Raw genomic sequence first — 24,911 nt, forward strand, 5'->3', positions numbered from 1 at the left:
CTGTATAATGCTATTTTCACTGTTTTCTCATATCGTGGTTCACTGATTGGTAAGATATAATCTAAAGAGATGATATGCAAATACAGCAAAGGAAATTTTATAAACGGTAAAATCAGTAGCCTGTGTTTTGTGTCATTTCCGGGTTGGATACTATTTCCTTTTCAGGTATTGGCCAAAGATAATCCCTGTCGGTATAGGAACGTTCCTGCACTTTTACCGCAACACCTGTTGCGGGATTGGTAGCGCCATATACAGGTCCGTTCATTACCTGCTTTACCAGTCCCCATCTCCTGATATCAAAATACCGCTGTCCTTCAAAGGCCAGCTCCGACTGCCTTTCGCGGCGTACCAGCTGCCGCAGCATGGCTGCGCTGTTGTAACGTTGTTTATCTACCGCAGGCATGCCTGCCCGGGTACGCACCTCATCCAGGTATTGCATCACCAACGGATCCTGCCAGTTGCCCAGTTCAATAGCGGCTTCTGCATAGGACAACAACACTTCGCTGTAACGGATGTACATGAAATCGAGTGACCCACCCCTCGCCTGCCTGTCGCGCGCATCCAGGTACTTGCGGATCCAGTAGCCGGTGGCGGTAGATTTCTGTACGCCTATTTTATCGGTGTTGCTGGTGGCATTATCAAACGGGGAAAGGATATAGTTAGCATCTAAAAAAGATTGACCGGGGTACAGGATAGAAGCTGTCAAACGGGGATCGCGGTTGTTGTTATAGTTGGGATTCTTCCGGTATATGGCCACAGAATCCGGTCCCAGTTCTGCTGGTGTTTTGCCTTGTCTTGTCTCAAAATTATCAACTACCTGCATCGTAGGCGATACATATGTTTCACCGCCGATACCAGAAGGTGCAAAGGTAGTCCACGCGTTACCACATCCACCATCCTTGAAAAAGATACGTTCCTGGTTCAGCTCACCACTATAACTGAATAATTCCGCATAGCTGTTCACACCGGCTTTTTCGCTGCGGTATAATTTATAAACGCCGGAACTGATGATCTTCGCGGCAGCATCCTTTGCCACATCGTAATGGTGAAAAAATAAAGCAAGTCGCACAATCAGCGCATTACAGGCGCCTGCAGAAATACGCCAGGTTTCATCACTGTCATATTCCTTGGGCAGGTTCTCCGCACATTCCTTTAATTCAGCCAGGATAAATTCATACACTTTTTCCTGCGGATCTCTTTTGAGATGATTCTCCAAAGGAGTAAGCGATTTTGTAACAATGGGAATATCGCCAAAAAACAACATGATCTCCATGTGATAAAAAGCGCGCAATGCCCTTGCTTCATATTTCATACGGGTGCGCAGCTGATCATCCATAAAACATTTATCCACGTTCTCAAGAAAGCGGCAGGCACGGCGTACATCTATATAATCATCCCGCCAGATCCATTCTGCCACATCCCAGGTAGGGTTCTGCAACCCGCGGGTATAAATATCGTAGTTACCGCGGAAGTCGCCCCGGCATACCGCTTCATCGCTAAGCCCCGACCAGAACATGACGTTCCTTCCGCTGGATCCGGCCGGTACCCCTGCATAAATAGAAGCCAGCGCATTATAGGCATGTGTTTCAGTTTTCCACCATTCTTCATCGGTTACCCCGGATGGATTATCATGAACGAGGAATTTTTTGCAGCCTGGTGAGCACAAAAATACCAGGCCCAGTATCATTGTTATGCTGAATTTTATTTTCATTGTTAAAAGTTGAATGGTTATAGTTGAATGCTTACTCCTGCGGTATACATTTTCATTATGCCATAAGTCCATTGATTTCCCCGGCTTTCCGGGTCTACCAGTTTCATGGGCGTGAACACAAACGGGTTCTGTGCATTTACATACACCCTGGCACCGTTAACGCCTATACGTTTTAAGGTGGTGCCATTGAAATTATAACCCAGTTGGATATATTTCATGCGTACATAGGCGCCGTTCTGTATCCAGAAATCGGATGATAGTTTGTTGATGTCGGGCGTAGTAGTTAAGCGGGGAAAGCGTGCATTGGTGCGTTGCGGCGTCCAGTAGTTATCAGCGTAATATTTTGTGGGGATACCGCCATCAGACGACATATCCAGCGGGTAAGCCAGCATACCGCTCAATACCGCATCATTTTTACTGACACCCTGGAGCAGCATTTCCAGTTCCCATTTTTTATACGTGATCCTGAAGTTGGCGAAGAAATCAGCTCGGGGTGTGGGATTGCCAATCACTCCCTGGTCATTTCCATCAATGATATTATCCCCGTTCTGATCAAGGTAGCGGATGTCTCCCGGTTTTGCGTTGGCCATAACAGGTACCAGTGGCGTACCGTCCGGTTTAAAATCAGCAGCCTGCAACAGCCCGTTTGTTTTATATCCGTACAAACTGTTCAGTGCATATCCTTCTTTGTTAATACTTCTGCCACTAATATAAGGGCCACCCAGCACCGTGAGGAAGGTGTTGTTGTTATAGGAAATACCCGGGCGTACGGAAATAGTAACATCTTTACCAATATTACTGTTGTAATTCAGCGACAGCTCCACTCCTTTGTTCCGGAGCTTGCCTGCATTGATGGGAGTAGTTCCCATACCGCCTACATAAGATACCGGTGGTTGAAGGATAATGCCGTTAGTAGTTTTATTGTAGAAATCGAAGGTAAATTCCAGTTTACTTTGGAACAAAGCCAGGTCCAGCCCCAGATCCAGCATGTCTACCGTTTCCCAGGTGATATCGGGGTTACCGAATATTGACTCTACACCATCTGTGGCGCTGATCATATTCTGGTACAGGTAAAGATTTATATTCTCATTTCCCAGCCGGCCATAGGAAGCACGAAGCTTCATATTATTAATGACAGATACCGGCTTCATAAAGTTCTCTTTATGAATGTTCCATCCTAATGCTACGGAGGGGAAAGTTCCATACTTATGGCCCGGCCCGAAGCGTGATGAACCGTCTGTACGGATGGCTCCTTCCAGCAGGTATTTATCTTTATAGGAATAATTTACTTTCCCGTAAAATGACAACAGGGAATATACATCCCAGTATCCGCTGTTATTTTCCTCCTGTGAATAACCGCCCATCAGATAAAAATGATGATCTTTCAGATCATAGGTATAATCTGCTGTTACGCCTGCATAGTAGTAGGTGGTTCTTGCCATACTGGCCGAGCGTTGTACGCCCCACGTCTGCACCAGTTTGCCGGTATAGTAGTCAAAGAAATAATAGTTATCGCGGGTAGTGCGGGTTACATCACTGTTCAGCCGGAAGCTGAACTGGCCGCGGAGATTCAGGCCAGGCAATACTTCCCATTTAGGTTGCAGGTTAATGCTCGACTGCCCGTATTCGTTGGCGGCCTTACCTCCATGTTCTGCATAAGCCACCGGGTTTACAATATCCACATAGCGCCCGTATATTACCGGCGCCCCGTCTTTTGCAGGATATTTCGGAAGAATGGTAGGCGGTACCCGGAAGATGTCTTCCAGTATCCTGTTGCCGTCATTACCATTGGGCCGGTTAGGATAGAAAGTATTCCGTTTGATGGCCAGCATATCCATATACACCAGGAATTTTTTGTTGATAGTGATAGAGGTATTGGCGCGGATATTATATTTATTGGAATGATTGAGCGGGATCATTCCCTGCTGGTTCTGGTAATTGGCGGTTAACGCAAAGCGGGCCAGGCTGTTACCTCCGCTCACTCCCACAGAGTGACTGGTAATGGGCGCTGCCCGGTTAAGGATCTCTTTCTGCCAATCGGTATTTGGATATTTTATGGGGTCGTCTCCTGCTTCCGTGTGTTGAATATCTTCTTCCGAATAGAGCGGGGCGTTGCCTGCATTTACCTGCGCTTCATTAAACATGCGCATATATTGGGGGGCTTCCACCAGGGCCGGCATAGAGGAGGGCGATTGCACGCCATAATATCCGTCGTAGGTAACGGCTATCCTTCCGGCCACGCCGCGCTTGGTGGTTACCAGTATTACGCCATTGGCGGCACGGGCGCCATATACTGCCGCTGCAGCAGCGTCTTTCAGGATAGTAACGCTTTCTACAGTAACAGGATCTATGTAATTCATGTCCATAGGCACGCCATCTACCATCACCAGGGGATTGGAGGCGTTTACGGTGCTGATGCCACGGATCTTTATCACGGCAGCATCGCCGCCGGGCAGGCCGGAATTCTGCGTTACCTGTAAGCCGGTAACTCCTCCCTGCAGCGCCTGCGATAAAGCAGTAATGGGCTTACCATTGGTTTGCTGCGCGATATTTACCGAACTGATAGAACTGGCAATGTGTTTCCGTTGTTGTTCGGAAAGACCTACCACCACTACTTCGTCGAGTGCGGCTACATTTTCTTTCAGGGAAATAGTGAGCGCGTTATGGCTGCGGATAATGGTGAACTCCTGGGGCAGGTAACCCATTTGGGTAAAAACGAGCACCGCATTCTTTTTAGCCCGGAAAGTGAAGTAGCCGTCGGCGTCTGTAGTGGTTCCAAGCGCGTTATTGTCCTTTACGCGGATGGTTACTCCCGGCAACGCCTGCGGCGGTTCATGTGTATCGTATACCCGTCCCCGTATGAGATAGGTGCTGTCTTCCGCAAGGGCGGCGGTAGACAGGCGCTGATCGGGCTTCGTTTTTTCCTTGGGGATAATAGCCACCTGGTTCCGCATGATGCGGTAGCTAAGACCTGTATTTATCAGGGCTTTGTCCAGTACCTCATTGATCTTTTTATCCTGCAGTTCAAGGGTGAGCGGTTGTTCCCTGTTTACCAGTTCATCCTTATAAAAAATACGCCAGCGGCTTTGTGACTGGATCTGGTTAAATAGCTGTGGCAGGGTACCCTGGTGCAGTTTGATGTTGAGGTGCTCATCCTGCGATTTGCCGGTGGCAGACACCCCAAAAATAGCGGCGAACAGTAAAATTACAGTCAGTTTCATTGTTCTCACAAGTTTAGTGGCAAAAAGATTGCCCGGCGGTATACGCCATTGTGCATAGATTTTTTTCATAACTTCATTACAGTTTTTTTAGTTAAACAAAAAGACAAGCCCTACCCCGCTTCGCGGCGGGGCTGTGCAACCGGAAGATGTCCCACCATCTTCCGGTTTTTTTTGGTGATATGTATGGTATTTAGTTTTTCTCTCTCAGTATGATACGCTGCCCCTGGCGCTCATAGCGCAGCGAGTTGGTAGCGCAGATCACATCAAGTACGTTTTCAAGATTTTCTTCCAGGTCAAGGTCACCGGAACAGGTTTCCAATCCGGGTTGCGTAGATGCAAGGTCCAGCTGTATATTATAGTAACGCGTTAATTTTTTCAGGATGTCTTTCAATGGTACGCTGTAAAACAGGAGCCGCCCGTCTTTCCAGGCGGTATAGGTAGTGATGTTCACGGTGCTTACCTGCAGGTTCTCATTTTCCATGTTAACGGTAGCCATTTCACCCGGCTTCAGCTGCCGGGAATGCTTACCGAATATGCGTTGTGAGGCCAGCTGCGTGCGCACGCTTCCTGAGGCCAGTACCAGGCTTTGCTGCTTGTCGTCTGGATAAGCGCTGATATTAAAAGAGGTGCCCAGTACTTCCGTTTCTATACCAGACGCATATACGAAAAAGGGTGATGCTGCATTGGGAGCCACCTCAAAAAAGGCTTCCCCTTCCAGGTATACTTCCCTCCTTTTATCGCGAAAAACGGCGGGGTATACCAGCCGGGATCCAGCATTCAACTGTACAATGGTGCCGTCTTCCAGCTGCAGGCGGGCGCGGCGGCCGTAGGGCACCAGCAGGGTATTGTAGGGCGCTGCAGATGCCAGGGTGCTATCGGCATTAATGGTAACACCATTACCTCCGTAAACCAGCGAGGCATTTTTTCCTTTCAGCGTTACGGCAGATTGCTGCCCCAGGATCAGGCGGGTATCCGTAACGCTGTCTATATGCTGCCCCAGGGCAAACTGTACCAGCGGATGCGCCGGTCTGGGCCAGAAGAGCCATGCCGCCACGGTGAGCAATACCACCGCAGCTGCAGCGATCTTAGGGAACAGGTACCTGTACATGGATGGTTTAGGTACCAACTCTGTGACAATGTTTTCCCAGAGGAGGGCTTTATCGGCCGCGTCCCAGGTTTCCGTACCGGCGCCGGTGATCATACGTTGTACTGCCGCTGCCATTTCCTGCTGCAGGGGATCGTCGCTCTGTGCAGGCGGTTCATGGTCGTTACCAAGCAGGTCTTCCAGTTTCAGGTGTTTCTTATCAGGCATCTTTCGGCATCTTTGCTATATAGAGCAACAAACAAACAGGATATAGACTCCGGAATGAAACTTTTTTTAAAATTTGTAGTGTTGCCTTGAAAGCCATGCCATTAAGAGGAACATTAACGGCAGCAGCGGCGCTTTTTCCATATTGCTGCGCAATTGCCGGAACGCCCTGTAGGCAAGGGTCCGGCAGGTAGGTACGCTGATTTTCATGATACCTGCCACCTCTTCGTACGACAAGCTGCAGTTGAATTTCAGGAAGAGAACTTCTTTTTGGCGGGCAGGCAGTTCATTCAGTTCACGGGCCAGCAGCCGCAGCATTTCCTGTTGTTGTTCAGCTGCGATCTGCAGCTGTTCTGCATCCGGTTCATAAACAATGGAAAAATACTCCTCCGGGCTGGCGGTATGGAGTACGGCGGCATTCTTTTTTACTACCTGGTGAATTTTCCTGCGGAATGAGCGAAGCAGGTAAAACCGGATGTTCACATTCCGGGCCAGGTTATGCCTGTGGTGATAAAGACTGGTAAAGAGATCCTGGATACAGTCTTTTATAGTGCTGGTATCTTTCACATATCTCAGGCCATACCGGAAAAGCATATCCGCATATATATCATACAACTCCCTGTAGGCTTGCTGATCCCCCAGGATGACATTGTTCCACAAAATACTATCCTCTGCAGTCAGGCGGTCTTTCAAACAGTAAATATTTAGAAGTGGTTGATGCCCCTAATATAAAGGAAAAAGCAGAAAGGTTAAAGTTAACAAACAAAAAGAAGCTACCGGGCAAATACCCGGGCGGTTATTTTCCGGGAGATAGATAGGTCCCGGTCATTACCCGCCTGGATTGTTGCGCCGATAGCTTCCGCTAAATATGGTCCCGTTGTTTTATGCCTCCTGGAAAGCATGCCACAGGCTGGCCGCGCCGATCAGTGCAGCTGCTTCACCCAGGGTAGCCGTTACCACCGGGATGCTGATCTGTTGTTTTTCCAGTTCTCTTTTTAATAACGGGAGAAATAGATCCGCTGCGTTGGCGATATTGCCGCCAATTATTACTATTTCCGGTTGTTCTTCTTTAATAAAGGTAGAAAGGAAAGTGCCGAGATTAACGGCAAATTCGCTGAACAGTTGAAGTATTCTATCGTCAACGCCTATACGCGTTATGAGCGCTTTTACATCGGCTACTGCTTCACCGCTTATTTCCTGGTAGCGTTTTACAAACCAGCGGGTGGAGAGATAGTCTTCTGCGATTCCGTCTTTAAAAGGAGTGCGCCAGCGGTCGCCGTCGCTGGCCGTACCATCGCGGTAAACAGCCGAGCCCAGGCCGGTCCCCAGTGTAAGCCCTATTACCCGGTGGTAGTTCCTGCCTGCGCCACTGAAAACTTCGCCTTGCAGGAAGCAGCCTGCATCATTGATAAAGCGGATCTGCTGCGGGGAAATGCCCAGGCGCTCTGCCAGCAATTCCTTTACATTCAGGTTATATAAGGCATCGTATTTATGCTGTCCTTTCATAAGACTGATCCCGTGCTCATAATCGAACGGCCCCGGCATCCCAATACCAATACGCAGGATATCTGCCGTAGTATGAGAGCACACTTCACTGATAACAGCCGCCCAGCCATTGATAATATCTGCTACTTCGCCCTGCGAGTTAATACGCGTGCGGTTCCATGTGCCTTCTATGATAGATCTTGTATTCAGATCTACCAATGCTGCGGTAATGTGAGAGCCGCCGATATCTATTCCTAACGCCGTGGAATTTGTCATAAATTCAAAAAGATAGAATGTTTGCTAAATCGTTTAAGCTAAACAAATATAAAATATTATTTGGTTGACTTGCTCAGAAAAATCGTTTTAGCTTCGTAAAAAAATGGTTAAACAGCTCCCAATATAGGGTGTTTTTCTAAAAATCAAAAAAAAGGGTGGAATTTTAAATATTTTATCAAAAAAGATACCCGGGATTATCTGAAACGATCTGCAAACATCCCCAGGAGTATTTACCGGTAATTTTCATGTTATCCGTAGTTATCATCTCCCGGAAATTATTTTGGCAGATAAAAAATAATGATCAATTTTACATCGTAATTCATTCTTCAATGGAATCCGATAATTGCTCCGGCAACGACATCCTGATATCATATATCACCACGAACTTCAACACTTCGCCCCCACTTTCCTGAAACATACCCGCATGGATCAAACCCTGAACTGACATACTTTTCAGCAGTATGGTCATGCCATTGAATTCATCTTTACACAAACACATACCTTAACAACCACCCAACAAATGGAAAACACATTTATCAGATGGGCTTTGCTCATCGGCCTGCCCCTGCTATGCCTTGTATTGTACAAAGTAATTCTTCGTATATGCTTCGGCGTTGTTATTGTACCGGAAGACCGCATAGGCCTGGTAACCAAAAAATTTGTGCTGCTCGGTAAACAGGAATTGCCCGAAGGCCGTATCCTTGCCACCAACGGGGAAGCCGGCTTCCAGGCGCAAACACTGGCACCCGGCGTTTACTTCTGGAAATGGATCTGGCAGTACAGCGTTGCCTTCCAGCCGTTTACCATCATCCCCACCGGTAAAATAGGACTGGTATTGGCGAAAGACGGTGCCGAATTGGAAACAGGCGCCATCCTGGCACGTAAGGTGCCATGCGATTCCTTCCAGGATGCAGTGGCATTCCTGCAGAACGGCGGCCGCAAAGGCCGGCAAACCGCTATCATCACGCCCGGATCTTACCGTATCAACACTTTCCTGTTTGAAGTGGAAATCACCGACATGCTATCCATCCCGGATAACGCGGTGGGCATTGTTACCACTCTCGAAGGACAAGCCATTGAAACCGGTTCCATTGCAGGTAAAACCATCGAAAACCACAACAACTTCCAGGATGTGGACGCCTTCCTTGAAAAGGGCGGCTACAAAGGTTTACAGGAACAGGTAATCCTGGCCGGCTCCTACTTTATCAATCCCTGGTTTGCCAAACTGGAAATGGTGCGGATGACGGAGATCGCCATAGGTCATGTAGGCGTAGTGATCTCCTTCGTAGGTAATGATGGCGTAGATATCAGTGGAGCCGAATTCAAACACGGCAACATTGTAGCCAAAGGCACCAAAGGCGTTTGGGCCGAACCACTGGGCCCCGGTAAATATCCCATCAACCCCTATATCATGAAAGTGGAACTGGTACCTACCACCAACCTGGTACTGAACTGGGCCTCCGCCAGAAGTGAAGCCCATCAGCTGGATAAAAACCTCTCTACCATTACCGTGAGAAGCCGCGATGGTTTTACTTTCAATCTTGATGTGGCACAGATCATCCATATCCCTACCAATGAAGCGCCTAAAGTAATTGCCCGCTTCGGCAATATGAGCAACCTCGTTACCCAGGTGCTGGAACCTACCATTGGTAACTACTTTCGTAACTCCGCCCAGGGATCAGATGTGATCAGCTTCCTTACCAGCCGTAAAGAACGGCAAACCTCCGCGAAAGAGCATATCGGGCAAGTGCTGGATCAATATAACGTGTTTGGTGTAGATACGCTTATTGGCGACATTGTACCACCGGAAACGTTGATGAAAACATTGACCGACCGTAAAATTGCGGAAGAACAGAAAATCACCTATGATACAGAACGACTGGCGCAGGAAACCCGGCAGACTTTAGAAAAAGAAACCGCGATCGCTGAAATGCAGAAGGAAATTGTAAAAGCCGACCAGGGAGTATGGATAGCTGAAAGACATGCAGACGCTTCTGTGAAAAAAGCGACCGGTGATGCCAACAGCGTGCGGTTACAGGCTAATGCAGAAAGCGACCGGATGAAATTACTGGCAGGCGGTGAAGCGGAAAAAGTAAGATTGCTGGCCAAGGCAGAAGCCGAGCGTACTGAATGGATCGCAAAAGCAGATGCCGAGAAAATTGCCCTCACCGGTAAAGCAGAAGCAGAAAAGATCCTGGCTATCGGCCAGTCGAGCGCCGAATCCTACAAACTGGCTGTGGAAGCCATGGGTGGCAGCAACTTTACCCAGCTGAAAGTAATGGAAGCCATCGGCGCCCAGCAGATCCGCATCATGCCGGATGTGCTCATCGGTGGCGGAGATGGCGCCAACGGCCCTATCAGCGGGCTGCTCGGGCTTAAGCTCCTGGAAGAGGTAGCAAAGAAAAGCGACCCAGGCAAACAGTCGGAGTAATTTGCCCAAAACATAAAAAGGGAAGGCTCAAACACCTTCCCTTTTTCTTTATGCTTTGCGGTTGTCTATACTGTAAGGCCCTGCGCCGAAATAAGCCAGCAATAACGCCCCTCCCAGGATGGCCACATTTTTCATGAACATTGCCATTTGCATCTGTTGCTGCATAGGATCTTTTACCGTCCAGAAATTATGCATTGCAAGGCTTACCGGCACCAGGAAGATGACAATCAGCCATGCACCGTACTTCACCTTATATCCCAGCAGGATGCTCAACGCGCCCAACAAGGCCAGCAGCCCGGCAAAAGGCACCAGGAAACCGGGCGCAGGCACACCAGCAGCAGCGGCATAATCCGCTCCCTCGCCTGTAATATGGTTCAAACCGGACATGAGAAAAATCAGGGCAAATAAGATCCGGCCCAGCAGTGGAACAATTTTCATAGTTAACAGATTTTATTAATACAACAAACCTAGTGCTAAATATGTTCCCGCAAAACAGGGTTACCCAAAGGATAGTGGTAACCTCCATGATAGCAGTGTAATGCGTATCTTTAGACCTTAAAGAAAAAATGAACGTATGCGAAAAGAAAATTCCTCCAATGCCATCAACGGAAAACAGCTGCGCGGCGACTGCGGCACAGCATATACCCTGTCTTTGATCGGCGGCCGCTGGAAACCCAGCATACTGTGGCGCTTACTGGATGGCAAACTACGTTATAACGAACTGAAAAAGTCGATCACCGGGATTTCAGAAAGAGTGCTGGTGCTGCAGTTGAGAGAACTGGAAAATGACCACCTTGTTAAACGGATCGTATACCCGGAAGTGCCTCCGCGGGTAGAATATGAGCTTACCCCGCTGGGATGGAGTATGGAAAGTATGCTGCAGCATATCTCTGACTGGGGTACTATGCACCGGGAAGATGCCATAGCGCGCCAAAAGCCCAAAGACAGGACTGTAGCGGCTATGGCCGGTAAAGATTAATAAGAAAGTCCTGCATCCTCCAAAGCACCGGAAGCCAGGGCCGTCCAGTCGGCGTCATGTATGTCCTTTGCCAGGATGGTTGCCAGGCGGTTTTGTACCAGGTTGGCCAGCGGCATCGGCGTATACGACTTCCGCGCTGTTTGCAATACAAGATCCATATCTTTCAAACCCAATGCAGCACTGAAAGAGGGATTACCGGTAAATTTACGGTCCAGGATCATGGCGCCATAATTACGGAAAATGGGCCCTGAAAATAAGGTGGTAGTTAACATCTCGTAAGCGACCCTGGGGTCTACCCCGTTTTTCTCCGCCAATGCAAATGCCTCCGCCATGAGTTCCATTGCCCCCGCGATCATAAAGTTGCCCATGAGCTTCAGCACATTAGCGCTGCCCGCATCCTCTCCAAGATCAAACACATTGCGGGCAAACCCTGCCTCTAATAACGGCCGGATCTTTTCTTTGGCAGCAGCAGGCCCCGAAACCACGGCATTCCCTGCTTTTGCCGCCGCTGCATCCGGGCGCGCAAATACCGGCGCCGCAACAAATGTAACCCCATACCGGCTATGGCTTACCGATAGTTCCCTGGAAATATCAGGCGAAACTGTGCTCATTGATACATGAATACCACCGTTGCCCAGCGCCGCCAATAACGCATCTGTAGCTACTGCCTCCAGCGCCTTATCATCTGCCACCAGGCTCATTACTATGCCGCCTTTCACCGCCGTTTCTTCCGGGCTGCCTACCAGGATAGCGCCCAGCTGCTCCAATGGTAATGCCTTTTCACGGGTGCGGTTATAAATTCTTAAAGTATATCCTGCCTTCAGCAGGTTTTCTGCGATGGGATAGCCCAAATGGCCGGTGCCGATAAATCCGATGGTTTCCATAATACTTCAGTTAATTACTTGTTGATTCAAATCTATTGTTTCGCGAACGATTAATAAAACATTTTTCCGGATTGGTTTGTTGGTGAAGCCTGCTTTGTAGAAATATCCATTTCCCTCGGTAAATAAACCACCCACCTTTCATCACTTCTGCATTATTTAACGTATTTTAATAGTACCACTTTATAAACGCCACCGCTATGAGAACAATCCATCAATGGCTGGACGAGTACGGCAGCAGCCACCGTAACCATACCAATAAACTGATCCACTGGGTTTGTGTACCTGCTATTTTCTTCAGTATCGTTGGATTTTTATACGCGATCCCTTTGCCTATCGGCGGTGTGCGCGCTTATATTTCAGTGGCGCATGCAGCATTGCTGCTGCTGATTATCTACTACCTGCGCCTTTCTCCCTCCCTGGCCGGAGGCATGTTGCTGATCGGCGTGATATGCCTATGGCTATGGCGGCTTATAGCGGCCACCCCGCTGGTGATATGGCAGGTGGCACTGGCTATTTTTGTGCTGGCCTGGATCGGGCAATTTATCGGTCATAAAATTGAAGGGGCAAAGCCCTCCTTTTTCAAGGACCTGCAGTTCCTGCTCATAGGACCGGCATGGTTACTGAGCTTTATCTATAAAAAAGCGGGCATCCGTTTGTAAAAACGCTCAGGCAGCGGCGGCAAGATACAGCCTCAATATATAGCTCATTTCGTAGATGATAAATGCTATGACGAGCGCCCCGTGAAAGGTCCTGTTACTGATCCTGATGGCCATCAGGCAGAGGATAATATGTACAACATTGCGGATGGGGTATTCTATCCCGAAATGATGATAGTAATCATGCCCTTTTATCAGTGTATCCACCACATCTGCAATAAATGAAAATGCCAGTACACCAAAGAACCACTTTCGTCTCGAGTAAAAATAATCCTGGTATCCTTTATAATCTTTCAGGTCATCCGGGTATAATAAAGCGCAGAGCAGGAAAAAAGTAGTAATAAAGGAGATGATAAAGATGTATTCCGGGAAGGTCCATTTTTTTAACGCGTGCAATGGCATTTCCCACCACCAGAAATGTACCAGCATCACAAAGATATAGACTACCCATGAAAGATGTATCCAATAAGGCTTCTCCCGGTCGGGGTGCTGAATGAATTTGGCAGTGCCTTTGAGCAGATGTGCAATGCTGAGGCTCAGGATAAATCCTATTACCATTCTTACATGGCCGAATGTTTCCATAGCGTGGCGTTTCTATGAATTTAATTCATTACGCCTGAAAAAACAAAAGCCCCGATTAAGATCGGGGCTTATTTACCTAAACCTACAACTGTTACACTGTTATTGCAACAATATTTTATGTTGAAAACTATTTCCGTTAGTGCATAGCAGACGGATCAAGTTTCGCAGCTTTCTTAGCTCTTACCATGAGTACAAACGGCACACAGATCAGGAACAGCATACCCAGGTACAGGAACACATCCATATAGGATAATATGGCGGCCTGTTTGGTAACACTGTAATCCAGTAGTTTGTAACCGGTGTTCAGCGCCTGGTGAGGATCCATTCCTTTAGCCCCGAAGGTGTGCTGCAAATTGTTTACACGGTTGATCACATCCGGGTTATTGGTATCCAGTTTGGCAACCAGGTCGCTGCGGTGCAGCATATTCTGGCGGGCCATAAACGTAGTGATCAAAGCCACACCAAACGATCCGCCCAGCTGGCGCATCATACCTGTGAAGGCTGCACCCTGGCCAATCTGTTGTCCTTTCAAACCGGACAGCGACAACGTGGTAATAGGAATAAAGAGTAAACCCATACCAATACCACGAACAATCAGCATCCAGAAGAAGGCTTCCGAACCGGTATCTGCCGGTGTGATGATCTTATATCCCCAGAAACAGAAAACAAAGAACAGGAACATACCACTTGCCACCAGGTATTGCTGCGGGATGCCTTTTTCCAGCATCTTACCTATCAGCGGCATCATCACTGCGGTGGTTAATGCCGCAGGGATCATGAGCATACCAGACTGTGTAGCGGTCCATCCCAGGGAGCCCTGCGTATACAGCGGGATGATGAAGGTGGATCCATATAACCCGAAGCCCATGATAAACGACAGTACCGTACCAACCCGGAGGTTCCCGTTCTTGAGCACCCTTAGTTCCACAATGGGATTCTTATAGGTAAGCTCCCGCCATACAAAGAAGAACAGGGCCAGTACACTTGTTACCGTTAATGCAGTAATAGTGGAGTCGTTAAACCAGTCATCTTCCTGCCCGCGTTCCAGTACAAACTGCAAACAGCCTACCATCACCGCGAGGAGCCCTATACCCAGGAAATCTATCTCCGACATGGATCTTTTCTCGCCATACTTCGGGCTGCGCACAAACTGCAGGGTAAGCAGCGTGGCAATTACGCCGATAGGAATGTTGATGTAAAAGATATAAGGCCAGGAGTAGTTATCAGTGATATAACCACCTAACGGGGGGCCTAAAGTAGGACCGATAATTACACCCAATCCGTAAATGGCCTGGGCAATACCGCGTTTTTCAGGCGGGTAACTTTCGGTGATAATTGTTTGAGAGGTTACCAGCAATGCACCTCCACCCAAACCTTGTATAAAGCGGAATATGATCAGCTCCCACATCACGCTTGCGTTACCGCAAAGGAAGGAGGAAACGGTGAATATAATAATAGACGCCGCGAAGTAGTTACGACGACCAAATTGCTGTGATAACCAGCTGGTCATCGGTACTATGATTACGTTACCGATAGCATAGGCGGTAATGACCCATCCGATTTCACTGAGTGTAGCACCCATGTTACCACGCATGTCATTCAACGCCACATTTACGATAGTGGTATCCACTATCTCCAGCAAAGCGCAAAATATAGCGGTGATAGTGATGATCACCCTGCGCGAGCCGTATTCTACCAATGATTCTTGTTGCATGCAGCACTTATATTTTGAATGAAAACAACGCTACCCCGAGTTAATAATTAATGATGAACATGACCTTTCTATTGATGATCTGTTAGAGCTAATCGATTACGCCTGTCTGTTAATTATTGCATGGTTCCCACTAATTATTAACTCCGGGTACGTTGCTGTTCATTGATATGATTAGTTGAGATGCACATCTACCAGCACGTTCATACCCGGGCGCAACTGTTTTACCAGTTCATCGTTAGGGTTATCGAACTCAATTTTTACCGGTAAGCGTTGCACCACTTTTACGAAGTTACCGGAAGCATTATCCGCAGGCAGCAGGGCAAATTTAGAGCCTGTGGCCGGGGAGAAGGAAGTTACTTTAGCTTCCAGTCCTTTTTCAGGATAAGCATCAATATGTACGGTTACTTTCTGACCCAGTTTCATTTTATCCAGCTGTGTTTCCTTAAAGTTGGCCACCACCCATGGAGTAGTGCTCAGTACTACACTGAACAGCGATTGTCCTGCTGTAACAAACTGGCCGGGTTGCACATAGATCTTTGACAGCACGCCGTCTTCCGGAGCAACGATCACTGCGTAAGACAGGTTCAGTTTTGCATCTGCCACATCGGTTTCACGTTGTTTGATACCAGCGTTGGCAATGTTGATCTGCTTGGAGGTAGCGCCGCTCTGGGAGGCAACTACATGCGTCTGACGGCTGGCGGCAGCTTTTTGCTGGGCCAATACATCTAGCTGGCGTTCAGCAGTTTGTTTGGCAGCTGATGCCTGTTCAAATTCCTGCTGGGTGATAGAGTGATCTTTGATCAGGTTGGCATAACGCTCGTAATCCTGGCTGGCTCTCCAGAGGTTTACCTTTGCAGCTTCGATCTGCGCATCAATGGTGCTGATCTGTGCCTGTGCGGTGCTGATACCTGCTTCTGCGGCTACAGTGGAAGCCTCGGCAGCGCCCAGGTTCGCCTGTGCAGCATAAAGGGCGTTTTCTGCGGCCTGCACTTTAAGGGCCAGGTCGCGATCATCCAGGATTACCAATGTGTCGCCTTTCTTCACAAACTGGTTATCTTTCACTCTCACTTCTTTCACATAACCGGATACACGGGGTATAACAGGGCTTACATTGGCATCTATCTGCGCGTTATCAGTTTCTTCATGGTGTTGGGCATGAATGTATTTAGTGATACCAAATGCGCCGCCACCAAGTACCAGCACTGCCAGCACTATGACGAACCCTTTACTTTTCTTTTTAGGCGCGGTTGTTTCCTGCATGTTTATATTGTTAGTAGGTTTTGTTTGAGTTTGCGTTTCCACGGCTTTGATATTTATTGGTTTGTGGTATTATTTATTGTTGGATTCCAGTAAACCGGCTGACTGTAACAGTTTGTTATAAGCTACCAGTGCATCCGCCTTTGCATACGCATAGTTGAGATGCGCCTGCAAATTCGCCACGTCGGCATCCAGCAGATCTGTGGTAGTAGCCAGGTTGTTATCGTGCTTATTCTTCGTGATACGGTAATTTTCCTCTGCCTGTTCTATCGCCTTGATATAAGTATCCATTTTCTTATGGCTCAGGAGGTAGTTTTCGTAAGATTGATAAACATCGAGATGAATACCATCTATGAGCTTGGCCTCATTGGCCTGTACTTCCGCCAGTTGCGCCTTTGCGTAGTTTACTTTTGTACCTGTTTTCCAGAGGGAAGAAAGATTATATTTTAATCCTACACCGGCATTCACCGCATTGGTGATGGTTACCACGTTAGGAATATAAGCCGCCACATATCCGCCGGTTACAGCGAGTGACGGGAAATAATCTGCCTTTGCACCTTTTATACCGGCATTGGCTGCTTTCTCACGGGCGCCCAGTGAAGCCGCATCTTTACGGTTCTGGTAAGCCAGTTGCTCAAACTCTGCTACGCCGCGGCTGTCTACTTTATCTTCAACCTTAAAAGCGGTGCTGTCTACCTGGATCACTGTATTATCGGGCAGGCCCAGCATGATATCCATATTGAGGTTGGCAATTTTAAGGTTGTTTTCAGCGTCCATCAATGCCACCTGGTAATTGGATTGCTGCAGTTCTGCTTTTAAAAGATCATTACGCGCAAGGAGACCATTCTTTTCCTTATTCGAAAATTCCCTCACTCTCTCGTCCGACTGCCGGATGTTTTCCTGCACCAGCGCTACTGCAGCTTTTGCTTTATAAAGATTGCTGTAGGCAGCGATGGTATTCTGGATCACATCTTCACGGTCTTTATCTACATCCAGGCGGGCGGCTTCTGCCAGGTAACGGGCAGATTCCTTACCACTCTGAAGCTTTCCACCGGCAAAGATCGGCAGTGATACACTGGCTATTCCGTATGCAGCCTGGTTCACTTTAGGGCTTTCGGATTTGGTTCCTCCATTGTTATCATCTCCCATTTTCAGTTTCAGGTCAATATTTGGTTGTGTGAGCCTGAGATAAGAACCTGAAACGCTTACGTCCGGCAATTGGCCCTCATTGGCTTCTTTCAGTGAGGCGGTGGCCTGTTCTACTTTTGCATGACTCACCTTCAATTGTTTGCTGTTTTGTATACTCAACGATATGGCTTCATTTAACGAAAGCGGTTTTACGCTCTGTTGTGCGGATGCTGTCTGAAAGAAAAAAGCCAGCAGGATTCCCGACGCAAGCACATATAATCGTGGGTATATGCTTTTAGAATTCATGTTTTAGGATTGCTTTAAACAATTTTTTTAAATGTGTACTTACTCTGTTTTTCACAAACTCCCTGTATTCATCCTCGCTCAGATCTTCCACACCGGAGCTGCTTCTTAATATATGCTGGGCAGGTATTACCTGGTGAATAGTCCCGAATAATGTGGTCATCAGCATTTCCACGTCCACATCTTTATAAAAGATACCCGCTTCCTGGGCGCGTGTAACGATGGGGCGCATCAAACCGAGCATTTCTCCCTTTAGTTGCCAGATGAGATCCCTGATAGGGCTTTGCTGACTGTTCAGCTGTTCACGGCTCATAATGCACTGGAAATACTGCTCTCCAAGCATTTTATTGACGAACCGGTCGATCAGGCTGTTTATTTTCTCCAGTGGCTCCATCGTATCGTTCTCCAATAATTCATTGATGAACTTCCTGGAAGCCTCCAGTCTGTATTTGAAAATAGTTTCCAGCAATTTGTCTTTCGAACCAAAATAATAGGAGATCATGGCGATGTTCACATCTGCTTCCTGTGCTATATCTCTCACCGACGTGCCATGAAAGCCCTGATCGGCAAATAGCCGCTCTGCAACCTTTAAAATCGAGAGCTGTTTTTCACTATATTCTTCCATGTTCCTTTTTATGAATTTGACAACGCAAAGTTAAACAAACGTTTAATTTAAACAAGCGTTTATTTAATCGGTTGTTTAAATTTAAATTTCTCAATATTATAGTTAATTGATTTTCAATAAACAGCCCTAAAATTTTAAGCTGTTTTTAATATTTCTTAATAATAGATCAAGCTAAGAGGTGAAATCTTACCAGGTAGGAGGTTTTTATAGCGGAATTTTTTAATTTAAGGAGATGTATAACGCTTCTTCTATCTCTCATATAAAAACAAATTTCATGCGTGCTGTTTCTTCTTTTCCAGGTGCTGTTTTACTGGCTGGTCTTGTTACCGGCACCCTGGATATCCTATCTGCATTTGTATACTTTTCAATTGCCAGTCATGGACAGCCGGTGGGAAGGATACTGGTGTACATCAGCAGCGGCGTGTTTGGCAAGGCGGCATTTAACGCCGGGCCGGCTATGATGTGGTGGGGGTTGTTGTTTCATTACCTGATCGCACTGGTATGGTCGTTCGTTTTCTTCCTTATTTACCCGAAGCTGCCGGGCCTCCGCCAGCATCCCGTGGCTACAGGAATGGTTTACGGGCTGCTGGTATGGTGTGTTATGAACCTTGTGGTGCTGCCGTTAAGCCAGGTACCGCATGGACCGCTGCGCCTGGTGAATTCCATTATTAATATAGCTATCCTTATGGTAATGATCGGGATACCGCTTTCGCTGATGGCCCGTAAATTTTATACGAGGTAAAGGCAGGGATCATGAACAGCATAGTTATTGGCCAATAAAAGCATCTTACAAAATAAAAGCGGAGGAAATTTCCTCCGCTTCATCATTTATATTTTACACCCGGAAAATCCTTCTGTGCCTGCCGGAACTGTGTTTCCCATTCCTCCGGCCATCCGAAGGCAACAGTGGCCTGCGGTTTCAGGTTTACGCCCGCGGCGCCGCTCCAGAAATGAATAAATTCGCCCCAATTCATATCCTGCGTATAGGCGTTGCCGTTACGGGGGAAATTTGCGGCCAGCAAGGAGAAGAAATTGTTCAGCACTTTAGCGCCGCCATATTGATGATAGATAGGGTAAAACCAGTTTTTAAACCACTGCGTACCCGGCCGGGGAAAGTTGTCGGCTCCCTTCATCTGCATATCGAACCAGCGCTGCGCCTCTGCTTCCCAGCCGAGCGCGCGGTACACGTCGTACTGGTAGATCTCCATCCACTTGCTGTCTTTCCATATCGGGAACGCAGGCGAGCCATGCACCCCTTTGGCTGCCCCTTCCACGATATGCCCTACTTCATGCACTGCAGCATCCAGGTTCCAGCCGGTGGGGCTTACCCAGTCGCCCGCATGTCCCACGTCAATTACATTGCGGTAGTCATGGCTTGCATCAAAATAAGTAGATGGATGCCCGCCGGCATACTTGCCGGTGTGCAGCAGTACAAACAGGCGGTTATCCTTTCCAAAGGCGCCATAGGTTTGAGTGGTGTAATTCCATACTTTGGTTAGCAGCGTGTCCGGCCAGGTAATGGTTCCGGGCGTTTCTTTGTCGTAGTACACGGAAATGGAGGAGTTGCTGAACACCCGGCGCATCTCCTGCCGGTGCTCAAACCAGTGCTCCTGCCAGGTGGGCGGCGGCGTCAGCGCTGTATCTTCCACCAACCTGTGGCCTGCGGTGGCTGCACCTCTCCTATCCAACCGCTGCGCCGGACCAGCGATACACTGAAACGCAAAAGTGGCTATGGCAATAAAACTGCCCCCGGCCGGCCATACATACCTTGAATATCTCTTCATACAGGGATTTTATAAAAAATGCTAAATCGATTTTCTAATACAAAAAAAGTAGTATCTTACTGGTGAAAATAGCCAACAGGAAACTAATCAATTTTAAAAAATCCCTAACGGATTGTAAACAGAATTTAAAAGCATCGGGAACAGGCGTTATCAACAATTGAAGAAGAGGAAAAGTCAACCAAAAGTAACAAAGCGGAGCATGAGGCATTCCATCAAGCTGTATATCCTGACAGCGGTTATCTGTATTATCGCATTGGCTATCGTACAGTTTTTCCTGATATATAATACCTATCAGTTGCTGGACAGTCGTTTTAACTACGTGGAAAAAGGAAGGATCGGCGAAGCCTACAACCTGGCTATTGCCAACGATAAACTGTTCCCCGGCGGACAACCGCTGCTGGACAGCATCATAGTGCCGCAATATCCCTACCTGGAACAACTTTATAATACAAACCGTCACAGCTTTGATACTGCCTCCCAGCGCCTGGTGAACCGTATCATCCGGGAACTGGTAAAACATGAGAATACCGACAGCATGCTGAAAGCCATCAAAGCGAACGATGGGATCAAAGACTCCCTGCTGTTTGCTTTATGTATCCACCGGCTGGATATCAAGTTCAAAGACAGCCAGTACGTGAACGTTTATAACCGTTTTAAAAAATACCCGCTTATCCCGGCCAACAGGCAAAAGGAAATGGGCCTTTTTATTTGCGGCAACCTGCAGCAGCTGAATGAAAACAGTGCTGCCTCGTCGCTGGTAGCCAACTCCCCCATGCCCTACTCCTATTCCCTGTCGTTTTCTTTTTATGCCGATCCCTACAACCGCCGCACACTGGTGCTTCAGCAAATGAGATATACCATACTGCCCGGCTTACTTACCCTGCTGGCCGTGATTACGCTCTTTGCCATCACCCTGTTCAAATGGATACGGCAAAAACATTTGTCGGATATGAAATCTGATTTCATTAACAACATTACCCACGAATTCAATACGCCTATCACGGCGATTATTGTCGCCAATAAAAATATCCAGAATGAAAAAACGCTGGATAACAAACAAAGCGTTACCGCACTGTCTGAAATCATTAACCGGCAGGCGGAACGACTGAAGCTCCTGGTAGAAAAAGTGATCAATATTGCCGCCACGGAAAAACTGGCGCTTAAAACCACCACCACCGATCTCAATGAACTGATCAGCGGCATACTGGCGGTATACAGTCTAAATACCATGAAACAGGCTATCCGCTTCGATTTTCACAACAGCGGCGGCCCGCTCATGATAGAAGCAGATACTTTTCACTTCACTACCCTGCTGCAGAATATCCTGGACAACGCCGTGAAGTACAACGACCAGTCGGAGAAGATCATTACCATCACCACTTCCCGAGAAAAAGAATCTATTATACTAACTATACAGGACAACGGCATTGGCATGAACACTGCCACCCTCCGCCATATCTTTGAGAAATTTTACAGGCATCAGCCTAACCTGTCCAGGCCCACCAAGGGCCTGGGGTTAGGCCTTTACTATGTAAAACAATGCGTGGATGCACATGGCTGGACCATAAAAGTGAGCAGCGAACCCGGTGCAGGCAGCACTTTTGTAATTACCATACCTTCAAAAATATAACGCTATGAAACATCACATTCTGCTGGTAGAAGATGAAACAGATCTTGGTAACGTTGTGAAACAATACCTGGAGCTGATGGATTTCTCTGTCGACTGGCAACAAAACGGCCGGGCGGCGCTGGAGGCTTTTACGGCTACTCCTTCTGCCTGGCATATTGTACTGATAGATATCAACCTTCCTGAAATGGATGGCTTTGAACTGGCGCAGGAACTGGTAAAAATACAACCCAATGTTCCGTTCCTTTTCCTTACGGCGCGCAGTGAAAAGAAAGACCGGCTGTATGGCCTGAAAATAGGAGCGGATGATTATATCGTAAAACCATTTGATGTGGATGAACTGGTGCTCCGCATTAAAAACATCCTGAAAAGGAACCAGACCGTTAACAGCATCTCCGCCGGTAATGCCATTGAACTTGGCGGTATGCGTTTCCACAAAGATTCCCTGAAACTCACCGGCAATGGGAAAGAAACTATTCTTACACCACTGGAAAGCGACCTGCTGCTGCACTTCTATCACAACAGCAATAAAGTGATCCGCCGGGAAGATATCCTGCACCAGGTATGGGGAACAAATGATTATTTTGTAGGAAGAAGTTTAGATGTATTTGTATCCCGCTTCCGCAAATACTTCCAGGGAAATGAAAATATCAGTATCCGCAATATTTACGGGATCGGGTTCATGTTCAGCCTTACCTGAATAAAAAGGGCGGGCGCTACATCGCTTAAGGGCCCGCCCCTGCACATCTCGGATTATCTACAAGATGTTGTGCCTGTTTATCAACCGTCTCTTTATCAGTGTCATGTATGGGAAAAACAAATACAGGAGGGCCTTGCCGCTATAGGTGTTTTTCATAGTGATACATAGTTAACAGGGGTGATGAAAAAAAGTTCACCCGCCGTTGACTGTCTTTCATAAAAAAATGGATCGGATATAAAGTATATCCGATCCATTTCTTTTATGATGCAATTACCTTATTTCAGGGAGTTGATCCAGGTGGCAATCTTCACCGCATCAGCCTGTGGCACCTGCGGGAACGGAGGCATTGGCGTAGCATAGCCAGGCCAGTTTTCCGGCTGCGGATTTTTGATCAGCGCCAGTATTTTGGCAACAGAATAATTCCTTTTGGCTACATCGCGGAAACCAGGGCCAACCTGCTTTTTATCAGGATTATGGCAGGAAGAGCAAGTGTATTTGTTCAGCAATGGCTTCACCTGCTCATAGGTCAGCGTTTTTGCAGGAGCTGTTTTTGCTGCTGTGGATGCTGCTTTTGCCTCTGCTACTTTAGTGGCAGTGGTAGCTGGTTTGGCTGCAGAGTTTTTGGTGCTCAGTGCAGATACCGCCAGTTTGGCCCCATCCGGGATGTTATTCAGCGTATAGTATACATCAGGATGTACCAGTGAATAGGAATTTTCCTGGGTACGGATACCGTTCAGCGACAACTTGTGAATGTAGTACTGACGCAGCCCGTCGATCACCAGGCGCACCTTCATACCATCAGGAGATACCTGTACCCCTTTAATGGTAAGCTTCTCGGTATTAACGGTAGGGCTTCCGTACACGGGATGGTATTTATAGATAAAGCTCTCCACGTTGTAGGAAGCGATGTCTTCTGCATACTTTTTATCTACCGGTAAGGTGAAGGTAATTTCAAAACCATCCGGCATAGCATTTACCGTTCTCATTTCAAACGGCACCTTGTTGTTCCATACCAGGCGTTGCAGGCCCTGGTTAGCATCGCCGGCGGAGCCCCATCCACGGTTGGTTTCACCTACAAAGAGGGAACCGTCTTTACCCCAGGCCAAACGTAATACGCCCGACTGGAAACCGCTTCTGAAATCCCATGCAGCGCCCTGGTATTCTCCATTCACTTTCTCAAGGTATACCCTTACAATTTTACTTTGTCCCTGGTCGCCGATCAGCACCTGTTTTGCAAAGGGGCCGAAAGTTCCTTCGGGGATAGTGGTAAGCTGTGCATTGGAGATCCCTAAAACACCGTGTGGCAGCCAAACAGCCGGTACCTGTACTTCAGGAAAATATTTCTTCATATCAAACAGTGTCACAAACTTTTCGTTCTCTACGTTTTCAGGTTTGATAGCGCGGCCGTTGGCATCCTTGCGGAAACGGGGATCTACTTTAGCGTAAAGTTCTTCTGTAGTAAGCTTCACTGGTGAATTAGGCAGGTTGGTCCAGCGTAAACCGGCCGGGTGGCCTACAAAGCTGCCTTTTTTCACATGGGTTAAACCACCTGATCCCATCCAGTCGCCCTGGTTTTCTGTATAAAACAGTTCACCATCAATGGTACCGAGTCCGCAGGGAGAGCGGAAACCGGTAGCCCATGGTTCCATTTTACCATCTTCAGTGATGTGCATCATCCAGCCTCTCCAGGGCACACGGCTTTCACCGCGCCACCATTCTTCGTCGCCAAAGGCAACGTTACCGGAAACAAAGAAGGAACCATCTGTGCCCAGCACCGGGCCAAAGCTGTATTCGTGATAGTGACCAGACAGGGGCCATGCGAATACGGTTTCGAACAGGTCCATTTTGCCGTCCATATTGGTATCGGTCATTTTGGTAAGCTCTCCGCGTTGTGCGCAGTAGAGAGAACCGTTTTTATACGCCAGCCCCAGTACCTCATGCAGCCCGGAAGCCACTTTCCTGAAGTAAGGTGATTTGCTGGTGGGATTCTCTACTATAAATATATCGCCGCGGCGGGTAGCCACACCAAGGTCGCCGTTAGGCAGGGTGCATAAGCCCCCTACTTCCAGCAGGGTACCTTCTGGTGAGCTGATGCGCGCGATGCGGAAAAAGTCCTCTTCCTTCGGGGACTCCTGTGCTTTTACAGGCGTGATGGCCGTTGTCATCAGGAACATACCTGCGGCTATTCCTGCTGTAATTCTTTTATAGTTCAGTTTCATAATAGTCATTAGTATTGCTG

General features: G+C 47.7%; 21 protein-coding genes. 6 read left to right on the forward strand and 15 right to left on the reverse strand.

From position 1 onward, the window contains the following. Positions 1-112: 112 nt before the first annotated feature. The 6 genes from ABIE50_RS24005 to ABIE50_RS24030 all read right to left on the reverse strand — a co-directional run bounded on the left by ABIE50_RS24005 (position 113) and on the right by ABIE50_RS24030 (position 8,495). Entirely contained in the window at positions 113-1,711 is a 1,599-nt protein-coding gene (locus tag ABIE50_RS24005) for a RagB/SusD family nutrient uptake outer membrane protein (RefSeq protein WP_209858885.1), read from the reverse strand. A 17-nt stretch (positions 1,712-1,728) separates the two neighbouring features. Further along, the gene (locus ABIE50_RS24010) at positions 1,729-5,001 is read right to left on the reverse strand and encodes a TonB-dependent receptor (RefSeq protein ID WP_209858883.1); all 3,273 of its coding nucleotides are present in this window, start codon (positions 4,999-5,001) and stop codon (positions 1,729-1,731) included. 121 nt (positions 5,002-5,122) lie between these two features. After that, positions 5,123-6,244: a FecR domain-containing protein gene (locus tag ABIE50_RS24015; protein WP_209858881.1), complete on the reverse strand. Its 1,122-nt coding sequence runs from the start codon at positions 6,242-6,244 to the stop codon at positions 5,123-5,125. A 66-nt stretch (positions 6,245-6,310) separates the two neighbouring features. Further along, positions 6,311-6,934: an RNA polymerase sigma factor gene (locus tag ABIE50_RS24020; protein ID WP_209858879.1), complete on the reverse strand. Its 624-nt coding sequence runs from the start codon at positions 6,932-6,934 to the stop codon at positions 6,311-6,313. A gap of 189 nt (positions 6,935-7,123) precedes the next feature. Beyond that, a complete protein-coding gene (locus ABIE50_RS24025) occupies positions 7,124-8,002 on the reverse strand; it encodes an ROK family protein (protein ID WP_209858877.1) in 879 nt (292 codons plus the stop codon). 319 nt (positions 8,003-8,321) lie between these two features. After that, the gene (locus tag ABIE50_RS24030; protein ID WP_209858875.1) at positions 8,322-8,495 is read right to left on the reverse strand and encodes a hypothetical protein; all 174 of its coding nucleotides are present in this window, start codon (positions 8,493-8,495) and stop codon (positions 8,322-8,324) included. Positions 8,496-8,522: 27 nt separating this feature from the next. Between ABIE50_RS24030 and ABIE50_RS24035 the strand changes: the two genes are divergently transcribed. Beyond that, entirely contained in the window at positions 8,523-10,433 is a 1,911-nt protein-coding gene (locus tag ABIE50_RS24035; RefSeq protein WP_209858874.1) for an SPFH domain-containing protein, read from the forward strand. Positions 10,434-10,481: 48 nt separating this feature from the next. Here the strand turns inward: ABIE50_RS24035 and ABIE50_RS24040 are convergent, their stop codons facing one another. Next, positions 10,482-10,871 (reverse strand): DoxX family membrane protein, encoded by a 390-nt coding sequence (locus tag ABIE50_RS24040; RefSeq protein ID WP_209858873.1) that lies wholly within the window; start codon positions 10,869-10,871, stop codon positions 10,482-10,484. Positions 10,872-11,007: 136 nt separating this feature from the next. Here ABIE50_RS24040 and ABIE50_RS24045 point away from each other — a divergent pair, with 136 nt between their 5' ends. Beyond that, positions 11,008-11,412, forward strand: a complete 405-nt coding sequence (locus ABIE50_RS24045; RefSeq protein ID WP_209858871.1) for a winged helix-turn-helix transcriptional regulator — start codon at positions 11,008-11,010, stop codon at positions 11,410-11,412. Here ABIE50_RS24045 and ABIE50_RS24050 read toward each other — a convergent pair. Next, positions 11,409-12,296 carry an NAD(P)-dependent oxidoreductase gene (locus tag ABIE50_RS24050; RefSeq protein ID WP_209858865.1) on the reverse strand — a complete coding sequence of 296 codons (888 nt, stop codon included), beginning with the start codon at positions 12,294-12,296 and terminating at the stop codon, positions 11,409-11,411. The two genes, ABIE50_RS24045 and ABIE50_RS24050, sit on opposite strands and share 4 nt — an antisense overlap. 197 nt (positions 12,297-12,493) lie before the next feature. Between ABIE50_RS24050 and ABIE50_RS24055 the strand changes: the two genes are divergently transcribed. Further along, positions 12,494-12,955 carry an Mpo1 family 2-hydroxy fatty acid dioxygenase gene (locus ABIE50_RS24055; RefSeq protein WP_209858863.1) on the forward strand — a complete coding sequence of 154 codons (462 nt, stop codon included), beginning with the start codon at positions 12,494-12,496 and terminating at the stop codon, positions 12,953-12,955. Positions 12,956-12,961: 6 nt separating this feature from the next. Here ABIE50_RS24055 and ABIE50_RS24060 read toward each other — a convergent pair whose 3' ends face one another. The 5 genes from ABIE50_RS24060 to ABIE50_RS24080 all read right to left on the reverse strand — a co-directional run bounded on the left by ABIE50_RS24060 (position 12,962) and on the right by ABIE50_RS24080 (position 18,561). Continuing rightward, positions 12,962-13,534, reverse strand: coding sequence for a hypothetical protein (locus ABIE50_RS24060; RefSeq protein WP_209858861.1), 573 nt, complete (start codon positions 13,532-13,534; stop codon positions 12,962-12,964). Between the two features lie 136 nt (positions 13,535-13,670). After that, positions 13,671-15,248, reverse strand: coding sequence for a DHA2 family efflux MFS transporter permease subunit (locus tag ABIE50_RS24065; RefSeq protein WP_142688079.1), 1,578 nt, complete (start codon positions 15,246-15,248; stop codon positions 13,671-13,673). A 171-nt stretch (positions 15,249-15,419) separates the two neighbouring features. Next, positions 15,420-16,508: an HlyD family secretion protein gene (locus ABIE50_RS24070; protein WP_209858859.1), complete on the reverse strand. Its 1,089-nt coding sequence runs from the start codon at positions 16,506-16,508 to the stop codon at positions 15,420-15,422. A 69-nt stretch (positions 16,509-16,577) separates the two neighbouring features. Further along, positions 16,578-17,939, reverse strand: coding sequence for a TolC family protein (locus tag ABIE50_RS24075; protein WP_209858857.1), 1,362 nt, complete (start codon positions 17,937-17,939; stop codon positions 16,578-16,580). Then, positions 17,929-18,561 (reverse strand): TetR/AcrR family transcriptional regulator, encoded by a 633-nt coding sequence (locus tag ABIE50_RS24080; protein ID WP_142688076.1) that lies wholly within the window; start codon positions 18,559-18,561, stop codon positions 17,929-17,931. The genes ABIE50_RS24075 and ABIE50_RS24080 overlap by 11 nt, the downstream gene beginning before the upstream one ends. A gap of 274 nt (positions 18,562-18,835) precedes the next feature. Here ABIE50_RS24080 and ABIE50_RS24085 point away from each other — a divergent pair, with 274 nt between their 5' ends. Then, positions 18,836-19,303, forward strand: a complete 468-nt coding sequence (locus tag ABIE50_RS24085; protein ID WP_209858855.1) for a hypothetical protein — start codon at positions 18,836-18,838, stop codon at positions 19,301-19,303. 82 nt (positions 19,304-19,385) lie between these two features. Here ABIE50_RS24085 and ABIE50_RS24090 read toward each other — a convergent pair whose 3' ends face one another. Beyond that, positions 19,386-20,345 carry a hypothetical protein gene (locus tag ABIE50_RS24090; protein WP_209858853.1) on the reverse strand — a complete coding sequence of 320 codons (960 nt, stop codon included), beginning with the start codon at positions 20,343-20,345 and terminating at the stop codon, positions 19,386-19,388. Positions 20,346-20,544: 199 nt separating this feature from the next. Between ABIE50_RS24090 and ABIE50_RS24095 the strand changes: the two genes are divergently transcribed. Beyond that, the gene (locus tag ABIE50_RS24095; RefSeq protein WP_209858851.1) at positions 20,545-21,975 is read left to right on the forward strand and encodes a sensor histidine kinase; all 1,431 of its coding nucleotides are present in this window, start codon (positions 20,545-20,547) and stop codon (positions 21,973-21,975) included. A gap of 4 nt (positions 21,976-21,979) precedes the next feature. After that, positions 21,980-22,672: a response regulator transcription factor gene (locus ABIE50_RS24100; protein WP_209858849.1), complete on the forward strand. Its 693-nt coding sequence runs from the start codon at positions 21,980-21,982 to the stop codon at positions 22,670-22,672. Between the two features lie 275 nt (positions 22,673-22,947). Here ABIE50_RS24100 and ABIE50_RS24105 read toward each other — a convergent pair whose 3' ends face one another. Continuing rightward, positions 22,948-24,891 (reverse strand): hypothetical protein, encoded by a 1,944-nt coding sequence (locus tag ABIE50_RS24105; protein WP_209858847.1) that lies wholly within the window; start codon positions 24,889-24,891, stop codon positions 22,948-22,950. Positions 24,892-24,911 lie beyond the last annotated feature (20 nt).

Origin of the sequence: Chitinophaga sp. OAE865 (genome assembly GCF_040546735.1) — a bacterium.
Classification (GTDB): Bacteria; Bacteroidota; Bacteroidia; order Chitinophagales; family Chitinophagaceae; genus Chitinophaga; species Chitinophaga polysaccharea_A.

Bases quoted from the DNA above. Each gene is read 5' to 3' on its own strand.
- ABIE50_RS24085 (WP_209858855.1), top strand. From the start codon at position 18,836: ATGCGTGCTGTTTCTTCTTTTCCAGGTGCTGTTTTACTGGCTGGTCTT.
- ABIE50_RS24105 (WP_209858847.1), bottom strand. From the start codon at position 24,891: ATGAAACTGAACTATAAAAGAATTACAGCAGGAATAGCCGCAGGTATG.
- ABIE50_RS24070 (WP_209858859.1), bottom strand. From the start codon at position 16,508: ATGCAGGAAACAACCGCGCCTAAAAAGAAAAGTAAAGGGTTCGTCATA.
- ABIE50_RS24090 (WP_209858853.1), bottom strand. From the start codon at position 20,345: ATGAAGAGATATTCAAGGTATGTATGGCCGGCCGGGGGCAGTTTTATT.
- ABIE50_RS24045 (WP_209858871.1), top strand. From the start codon at position 11,008: ATGCGAAAAGAAAATTCCTCCAATGCCATCAACGGAAAACAGCTGCGC.
- ABIE50_RS24100 (WP_209858849.1), top strand. From the start codon at position 21,980: ATGAAACATCACATTCTGCTGGTAGAAGATGAAACAGATCTTGGTAAC.
- ABIE50_RS24060 (WP_209858861.1), bottom strand. From the start codon at position 13,534: ATGGAAACATTCGGCCATGTAAGAATGGTAATAGGATTTATCCTGAGC.
- ABIE50_RS24095 (WP_209858851.1), top strand. From the start codon at position 20,545: ATGAGGCATTCCATCAAGCTGTATATCCTGACAGCGGTTATCTGTATT.
- ABIE50_RS24040 (WP_209858873.1), bottom strand. From the start codon at position 10,871: ATGAAAATTGTTCCACTGCTGGGCCGGATCTTATTTGCCCTGATTTTT.
- ABIE50_RS24015 (WP_209858881.1), bottom strand. From the start codon at position 6,244: ATGCCTGATAAGAAACACCTGAAACTGGAAGACCTGCTTGGTAACGAC.
- ABIE50_RS24010 (WP_209858883.1), bottom strand. From the start codon at position 5,001: ATGAAAAAAATCTATGCACAATGGCGTATACCGCCGGGCAATCTTTTT.
- ABIE50_RS24055 (WP_209858863.1), top strand. From the start codon at position 12,494: ATGAGAACAATCCATCAATGGCTGGACGAGTACGGCAGCAGCCACCGT.
- ABIE50_RS24035 (WP_209858874.1), top strand. From the start codon at position 8,523: ATGGAAAACACATTTATCAGATGGGCTTTGCTCATCGGCCTGCCCCTG.
- ABIE50_RS24065 (WP_142688079.1), bottom strand. From the start codon at position 15,248: ATGCAACAAGAATCATTGGTAGAATACGGCTCGCGCAGGGTGATCATC.
- ABIE50_RS24050 (WP_209858865.1), bottom strand. From the start codon at position 12,296: ATGGAAACCATCGGATTTATCGGCACCGGCCATTTGGGCTATCCCATC.
- ABIE50_RS24025 (WP_209858877.1), bottom strand. From the start codon at position 8,002: ATGACAAATTCCACGGCGTTAGGAATAGATATCGGCGGCTCTCACATT.
- ABIE50_RS24005 (WP_209858885.1), bottom strand. From the start codon at position 1,711: ATGAAAATAAAATTCAGCATAACAATGATACTGGGCCTGGTATTTTTG.
- ABIE50_RS24075 (WP_209858857.1), bottom strand. From the start codon at position 17,939: ATGAATTCTAAAAGCATATACCCACGATTATATGTGCTTGCGTCGGGA.
- ABIE50_RS24080 (WP_142688076.1), bottom strand. From the start codon at position 18,561: ATGGAAGAATATAGTGAAAAACAGCTCTCGATTTTAAAGGTTGCAGAG.